At 63.6% G+C, this 6,882-nt stretch carries 7 protein-coding genes and 1 pseudogene; all 8 read right to left on the minus strand.

Annotated elements, in window-relative coordinates; translation table 11 throughout:
• Nucleotides 1-493, minus strand: a pseudogene (locus Q7C30_RS00005) (hypothetical protein); the annotation flags it as partial.
• A complete protein-coding gene (locus tag Q7C30_RS00010; protein WP_317870124.1) occupies nucleotides 466-1,170 on the minus strand; it encodes a hypothetical protein in 705 nt (234 codons plus the stop codon). The gene Q7C30_RS00010 and the pseudogene Q7C30_RS00005, both read right to left, overlap by 28 nt.
• A complete protein-coding gene (locus Q7C30_RS00015; RefSeq protein ID WP_317870125.1) occupies nucleotides 1,167-1,709 on the minus strand; it encodes a DNA-binding protein in 543 nt (180 codons plus the stop codon). Before Q7C30_RS00015 ends, Q7C30_RS00010 begins: the two co-directional genes overlap by 4 nt.
• The gene (locus Q7C30_RS00020; RefSeq protein WP_317870126.1) at nucleotides 1,706-2,629 is read right to left on the minus strand and encodes a hypothetical protein; all 924 of its coding nucleotides are present in this window, start codon (nucleotides 2,627-2,629) and stop codon (nucleotides 1,706-1,708) included. The genes Q7C30_RS00015 and Q7C30_RS00020 overlap by 4 nt, the downstream gene beginning before the upstream one ends.
• Nucleotides 2,626-3,330 (minus strand): hypothetical protein, encoded by a 705-nt coding sequence (locus Q7C30_RS00025; RefSeq protein ID WP_317870127.1) that lies wholly within the window; start codon nucleotides 3,328-3,330, stop codon nucleotides 2,626-2,628. Before Q7C30_RS00025 ends, Q7C30_RS00020 begins: the two co-directional genes overlap by 4 nt.
• A 9-nt stretch (nucleotides 3,331-3,339) precedes the next feature.
• Nucleotides 3,340-5,706, minus strand: a complete 2,367-nt coding sequence (locus Q7C30_RS00030) for a phage tail protein (protein WP_317870129.1) — start codon at nucleotides 5,704-5,706, stop codon at nucleotides 3,340-3,342.
• A 9-nt stretch (nucleotides 5,707-5,715) separates the two neighbouring features.
• Nucleotides 5,716-6,240: a phage tail protein gene (locus tag Q7C30_RS00035; protein WP_317870130.1), complete on the minus strand. Its 525-nt coding sequence runs from the start codon at nucleotides 6,238-6,240 to the stop codon at nucleotides 5,716-5,718.
• The coding region (locus tag Q7C30_RS00040) for a baseplate J/gp47 family protein (protein WP_317870132.1) at nucleotides 6,237-6,882 on the minus strand (646 nt) is incomplete at its 5' end. The genes Q7C30_RS00040 and Q7C30_RS00035, both read right to left, overlap by 4 nt.

Here is a 6,882-nt window from a genome sequence, read left to right on the forward strand (position 1 = left end):
CCAGCGACTCCACCTCGCGCTCGATCGCCTTGTCCTGGATCTTTCCATCCGTCTGGCGCAGCCAGTTGCCGTCCGCGTCCACACGCTGCTGGCAGGCCTCGCTGTGCTGCCAGACCTGGTCGCCTTTGGGTACCCGGGGCAGGCTCAGGCCGTGCGGTAGGATCTGCTGGATGAACGGCTTGTGCGGGAGGCCGTAGGCGAACGAGACCACCACTGTGGTGCCCTCCTCGGGAAAGCCGAACATGCCGGCTTCCTGGCCGCCCATCGGCGCCGGCAGCGGCAAGCTGGTGAACACCGGCAAGGCCGGATCCGGCTCACCGTCTGGCAGCAGTATCTGGACATCCACACCGAAGCGCGGGCGGAAGTCGTCGCACAGACCTGGCGCCGCCGGCGCGTCCGGTACCGCGACCACGCGCCCGAAGCGCGGCAGGTGGTAGCCACCCGTGATTTCGGGGAATTGGCGCTCTACAGCGCGGCGGATTGCGTCTTCCATCGGATAGCCATCTGGTTGCCGGCAAGGGTCACATGGGTGACGCGCTCGCCCTGGTTGATTGTCGCGCCAGGTCGGAGCCCGGGAAGGGCCGCGATCATGGCGCTCTGATTGCCCTGGTAGCTGTCGAACAGCTCAACCGGAAGCTGTAGCGCAGGCCGCACGCCGTAGTAGCTGTCGGCCCAACTGCCCACGAACACCTCGCCGTCACCCTGCTGTTGCCACATGAAGTCCGGGATGTCGTAGACCTGGCCGAGGCTTTCCATTGCCTGGTAACCCGCCGCCAGGCTGTAGAAGAACGGCGCCCGGGTTGAGGCGTAGGTCCGATCAGGCACGCGGAAACCCAGGCCAGTCTGGCGGCTGGCCTCCTCGAGCACGGCGCGCAGATCCACATGGCGCAGATTCATAGGCATCGGCTTGGCCAGGATCGCGGCGAGCTCGCGGCAGAACAGCACCTGCTCCCGGGTATTGGCAGCGGTGCTGCGCTCGACGTAGCCCAGGAAGTGCCGCTGCAGGGGCTTATCGTTGTAGCCCAGGTCGAGCGTGACCAAGCCCTTCAACGGTGCGCCGGCCTGGACGGTGAACGTCGCCCTGCCAGGGTTTCGTAGCTCAAGGCGCACATCCGCCTTGACCAAGTCGTATCCGACCCCGGCAACGGTCAATACCTGGTGCAGCTTCATTTGCTGCCACCAAGCCAGTCATCCACTTTTTTCAGGGTGGCCTCGAAGCCCGTTAGTTCTCCCGACGTGCCGTTACCGTCAGAGCCGGCACCGCCCACGGCGGATCCGGTACCGGATTGAGCGGTGACGGTGCCCTTGGCGCTGCGCTTCTCGACCTTCTCCGGATTCGACTTCTTCTCGGTCAGCCCAAACTGGATGCGCCACATGGTAAGGATGTCGTCTTCGCGGGCGCTCACACCCTCGGCGAACTGCACTTGGCGCATGCCGAACGCGGCGGCGGTGTCGTTCACAACGCGGTACGTCTTGAGCTGGCCACCGCCCTCGGTGGCCTCGGCCAAGCGCATCAGATCGCGCAGCCACCCGGCGTTCGTGTACGGGATGTTCAGCGTCACGGTGAGCGTCTTGGGCTTGAAGCCTTTGTGCGCCTTTTCCGTGTTGCTGGTTTGCCCCGACATATCGTCTGCCTCAATGCGCAGGTTCGCCGTGATCTTCAGCCCTTTGCCTTGAATCGGTGTTCCGTCCAGCAACAGAAGCGTCATAGGCCCACCAATTCGCGCACGAAGCTCAGCCCCTTCTGCGAGCCCACCATGAGGACACCCGCGCAGATGACCCATTCGTGGCCAGGGCCATCGTGCTCGAGCAAAGCTCGGCGCAGCTCGGCGTTGCTACCCGGGCCGATCATCCTGGCCCGTGTCGCGGGATCAGGCTGGCGATCCTGCAGCGACTGCTGCAGATCCTGCAGTTGGCTGTCACGGTTGCGCTGTTGCTCGGCCTTGCGGCTGGCAAGCGCGCTTAGGTCTGCCATGGGTGAGCTGTCCGCCGCGTAGCTTTCCAGGACGGCCAACTGGCCCGCCATGGATTGCTGGGCGGCTCTGACGACGGTACAGCGCTCCAAGGGCAACGGCTGCCAGCGTGGGAGCGGGCCGGCCTGGGGCATCTGCCACTTTTCAGCCTCGAGCTTGGCCAGGTGATCGGCCCGGCGCTCGGCGCGGACCAGCTCCGGGACCGGCATCAGTACATTGAAGCGGGCCAGGCTCGCGGCCAACTGGTCGTAGCGGGTGGCCAGGAACAATATGCACAGGGCGTGCTGCTCGCCCTGGGGCCGGGCCGCGTCGGTGGCGTCGGTGAGTTTGTTGGCCAGCGCCTGCAGGAGGTTGGGTGCCGACAGAAAGCGCTGGTGCCCGCGTCCTTGCCCGATACCAGATTGGAACGGTGTCACGACCAGGCACGCCGGCGGCTCGCTCAGCTGCTCGGCCATGGCCTGGCGTCCGGCCTCGCTCGGCCCCTTGGCTGCTGCACCGACTGGCCCCGGGTTGGTGGTGGTTACCGCCTCGAGGTCGGCCAGGCGCGTGCCGGTGCTGGCCAGCTCGCGATCGGCCAGCGCCTTGGCGCCGCTCAGCTGGTCCATCCACCTGGTGGATTCAGTGGGCCAGCGCATGGTGACCGGCGACCAGGTCATACCGGCGCCGTCCACACGATGGCGCGCATAGCTCTGAGCTTCTTGTCCTGCAGGGCCTTGGCCAGGTCGCGCTTCAACTGGTCGGCGTGCTGGAGAGCGGCCTGTTTGAAGAGCACCAAGTCTCTATTCACCTGCAGCAGCTGCTCGCGGGTGTGATCCCTGAAAGCGTTGATGCCATCTGACCCCGTGCACGGATAGAGGCTGTCCAAGCCGCTGAACATCAGCCCGGTCAAGTTCACCTGGTCCTCCAGCGTGCTGCCATACCTGTGGATCTGGCCCAGCGCGCTGGAGTTGAATCCGCCCTCAATGTGCTGGTTACACCCTGAGTCCACCTCGATCAGCTTCTGCTGATACAGCTTCGCCAGAATGGCCCCGTTGTCGTCTATCCAGTCGCCGTTTTTCCAAACCTGGTCAGGCCCTGGCTTTTTCAACGTGTAGCCCGATGGGATCGTCACCATCCCGTCCAGTGTCTGCGGCTCGCCGGAAACGATGCTGTAAACGACCAGGCCTTGGTAGTAGTCCACCAGCGACCACGCTGCGCCGTCCCAGTGGGCAGCCTTGTTCTGTGGGATCGCCGGCGGTGGTGTCTCGACGCAGCCGCCAGGTAGCAGCCAGACATCTGGTTCGAGTGGTGACAGATCGGCCTGGGTCGCACCGACGTAGAGGCCTTGAGCGTTGGTCTGGTAAACGGTTTTTCGCATGAATGAGCCTCAGAACTTGATGCATGCCAGCAGTGCAAGGTTGATCGGACGTGCCTCGTTACCTTCGGCATTGATGGTGATTGCGTGCGAGTGGCCGCCGGCAGCGAGGGCCTGGCCGCTTACGTTGTGCGTGTGGCTGCCTGCGCTTGATGTTTGGCTGGTGCTGCCGGAGGCGTTCGCGGGCGAGAGGTACGCGCCGGTGGTGTTGTTGCCGACGCTCGCTTTCTCAACGATGTGACTGTGTGCCCCGGCCTCGTTCGTGGTACCAGTCACAACGTGCGAGTGTTCCCCGGCTGCGGCGATGGATGCGGTGTGGGTGTGTGAGGCGTTCTGACCGTACTGCAGGCCTCCAAGGCCACGGCCTGGGTCTATGCCTCTGCCATCGTCCAGGCCGCGCAAGAAGACCCCGCGCAGGTCAGGCAGATGGAATGTGCTGGCTCCGTCGCCGGCGCCGAACGTTGTGCCGATGGTCGCGAACAGTCTGGCGTAGGTAGTACGTGAGACGGCGGCACCGTTGGCGCGCAGGTAACCGGCGGGTAGCGCGTTTACCGCGAAGTAGACCACCGAGCCCGCCGGCACGATCGCCTGTGGGTCCAGATTCCCGGAGTGATAAAGCTCTACTGTAGGCGTCCAGTTACCGTTGTTGGCGGTCGATCGGGCAAGCAATCGCACCGATGTCGTGCCCTGCTGAAACGCCAGCTGCGCGCTATACATGCTGCTTGCATACGGTATGTTCAGCACGCTGCAGTATTGTGTGAGGCTGGTCGGGCCTTCAGTGAACGAGTAGAAACCGCCCGGGAGGCCTACAGAGTCAATCGGCACAACGGGTGCCGTGCTCGTGGCCAGGCCCGCCTCGCCACGCTTGATGCCGTCGAGGATTCCGTAAGCCGCCAGGGTCGTGCCTTTATCTGCTTTGCTCTCCGGATCGAAATTGCCGCTCGTCCAAACGCGATGATCGTTCCACCGGAGTAGGCCTGTGCTGTCCATGGCCAGCGTGCCGGCCACAACATTTTTCCAGTGAAAGCTCATGCGCGGCGCGTACTGCCAGTCTTTAGTTGCGTCCGCCACCAGGTTCACTTCGCGGATTTCCATTGCGGTGGTTTGATAAGTCGTACCAGCGATCGGAGAGTGGAAATGCGGCACCTGGTCCGAGTTACCGGTACGCAGTGCATTGAGGATGCCGTACCCCTCCACGGTCGTCGGCTTGCCGCTGGTGATCTTGCTCCAATCCAGAGAGGGGATATCGCCCGGTATCAGTAGTTGGCTGCCGATGACCTGCCCTTTGGCATTGACCACTGGCTTGGCCCATGCCCCTGGCTGCACTCCCGTGTCTGTGAGGGTGACACGGAGGCCTACGCTCATCGATCCGTCGATTTCAACCTGGCCACTGGCATCACCCAGTAGCGCCAAGCGGCGCGCAGTTGCCCAGCGATTGGCCTTGCCGGCGGGTGTGGTGCCGTCCTCGAGGTCAGAGACACGTTTGCGTACTTCTGCGACCGATCGGGCCGAGGCAAAGTGTTTGATGAGTGGGCCATCGATCACCTCGACGCCGCGCCGGTCCACAACGTCAGATGTCGTAAGGTTGGCCAAGGGCAAACGGTAGTGCTTCACGCCGAGCGCGTCCTGCCAGTCACTTAGCGCATCTGTCTCACTGAACACCACTTCCCAGCGGGCGACGACATCGTTCATTTGCCGCTCAAGTGCGACATCCAGCCACGCCGTGATCGGTAGCACCGGCGGAACAATGGCCTTTTCCTGTGTCTGAATCCGCACGCCTTCGATGTAAGCAACGCCCGCTCTCAGGTAGTAGCCGCTCGCGGCAGAACGGGTCACCTGCAAGGCATCATTGAGAAAACAAGCCCGTCCGTACACCTCGCGGTTGCTCAGGCGCTCGCGCTCGTCGATCCCAGCCAGGCGAACAGTGAAATCATGCTGCCAGGTGTTTGCATCGATGGAGATTCCGGTCAGCTCTTGCGCGCCGCTGTACTCGACCAGGATGTTACGGGTGACGTTGTTGCCGATCTGCACCGGTGGGATGTTGCGGCGCTTCTGCTGCAGGGGCAAATAAGCCACAGCGAACAGCACGCCCTCGGCGGACTCGAGGCCCATCCAGTTCCAGTCGAAGTCGCCGATGTCGCTGCCCAGCATCGAGCTGTAAACGACCTGGTTCGGGTTCACGTATCCACTGTTTTCTGTCGGGATCTCGTAGGTGTGGACGATCTGTGCCGCCGGCGGCTTCGCGGCAGCGCGGTCGATCGGCTTGGCAGGATCCAGTCCGGGCACGTTCGCGTAGATGAAGCGAGTGATGCGCAGGACTTCCTTTGCCCCCTGCTTCTGAGCAATCAGGCTTTCGCCGGCGAGGGTGATTCTGGCCACGTCGGGCTCCTACAGGCTGGCGACGAGCGTCTGCTGGTCGTCGTTGAAATCAGCTGCGAACACGCGCAGCGTTAATGGGGTGATCGTCACGAAGTCGTACCGTCGGCACGTCCGCCCGTACTGCTGTACAAGCACGCGCAGCAACTCGGGGTTCTCCGACAGCTGCGAGTCGGAAAGGCGCAGGAGCACAACATCCCAGTCACGATCGGGTATGCGCTCATCGATCTCGACATAGCCCACGCCCAAGCGGCGCAGGATGCGCTTCAGGCCGGCGGTGCTGCCGGCGTCCACGGCGTTGATGAACGCGTACTTCACGCGCAGGCGATACAAGCCCTCGGGCTCGTTGTTGAAGCGGGTGATGTCCCGCTGCCATGCCATCAGATCCAGGATGGTCAGATGACAGGTCTCGGCGTCGGCCTGCAGAAGTGGCCACTGGATCCAGCCCTTTACCTTTTCCCACCAGGCCTGCGCCGCTGCGGTGAGCTTGGCCAGCTCGGCACCGCCGAGCCAGAACGGCAGCTTCATGCGGATCATGCGAACGTCACCTGCAGGCTGGCGATGCGGGGAATGTTGAGCTGCGACACGATGTCTTCGCCTGCGAAGCGCAGCGACTCGATTTCGGGGAACACCTGGTGCAGCTCCTCGCCCAGGCGGCTCAATGAAAAGCGCGACTGTGGGTAGGTCAGGGTCGGGCGGTAGTCGCTGGCCGTGCTCTCGCGGAACGCGGCGCGGATGAATAGCGCGATGTTGTCCTGCAGGGCTTGGGTCTGCAGGGCAGTGAGGTTTGGCCGGGGCCATACGGTCACGCTGATGGCGTGCGGGGTTTCCGGCATGACGAACACCACCAGGTCATCGCCATGGCCGTGGTTCCCGCCGTCGCGGATGTGGGCGTTGATCTGCTCCAGGAACGATTCCGCCGGCACGCCGGCGTCGAACAGCACGTAGGCGTTCGCGCTACCAGGACCGCGTGGCGCGCCGTGTTCGAAGTAGATCCCATCGGGCCGCACGCCCGGGAACGCGGCGATCATGGCGCGATACACGGCATCGGTATGCCACTGGTTCACCGCGCTAAACTGGTTGCGCACGCGAAGTCGCAGCTGGTCGTCCGGTTCAGGATCCGCCCCTGGTGCTGTCATCCAGTCATCGGCGTTGATGACCTGGGCAATGCCCGGTACC

Source organism: Pseudomonas sp. RAC1 (assembly GCF_030658255.1).
Lineage (GTDB): Bacteria > Pseudomonadota > Gammaproteobacteria > Pseudomonadales > Pseudomonadaceae > Aquipseudomonas > Aquipseudomonas boreofloridensis.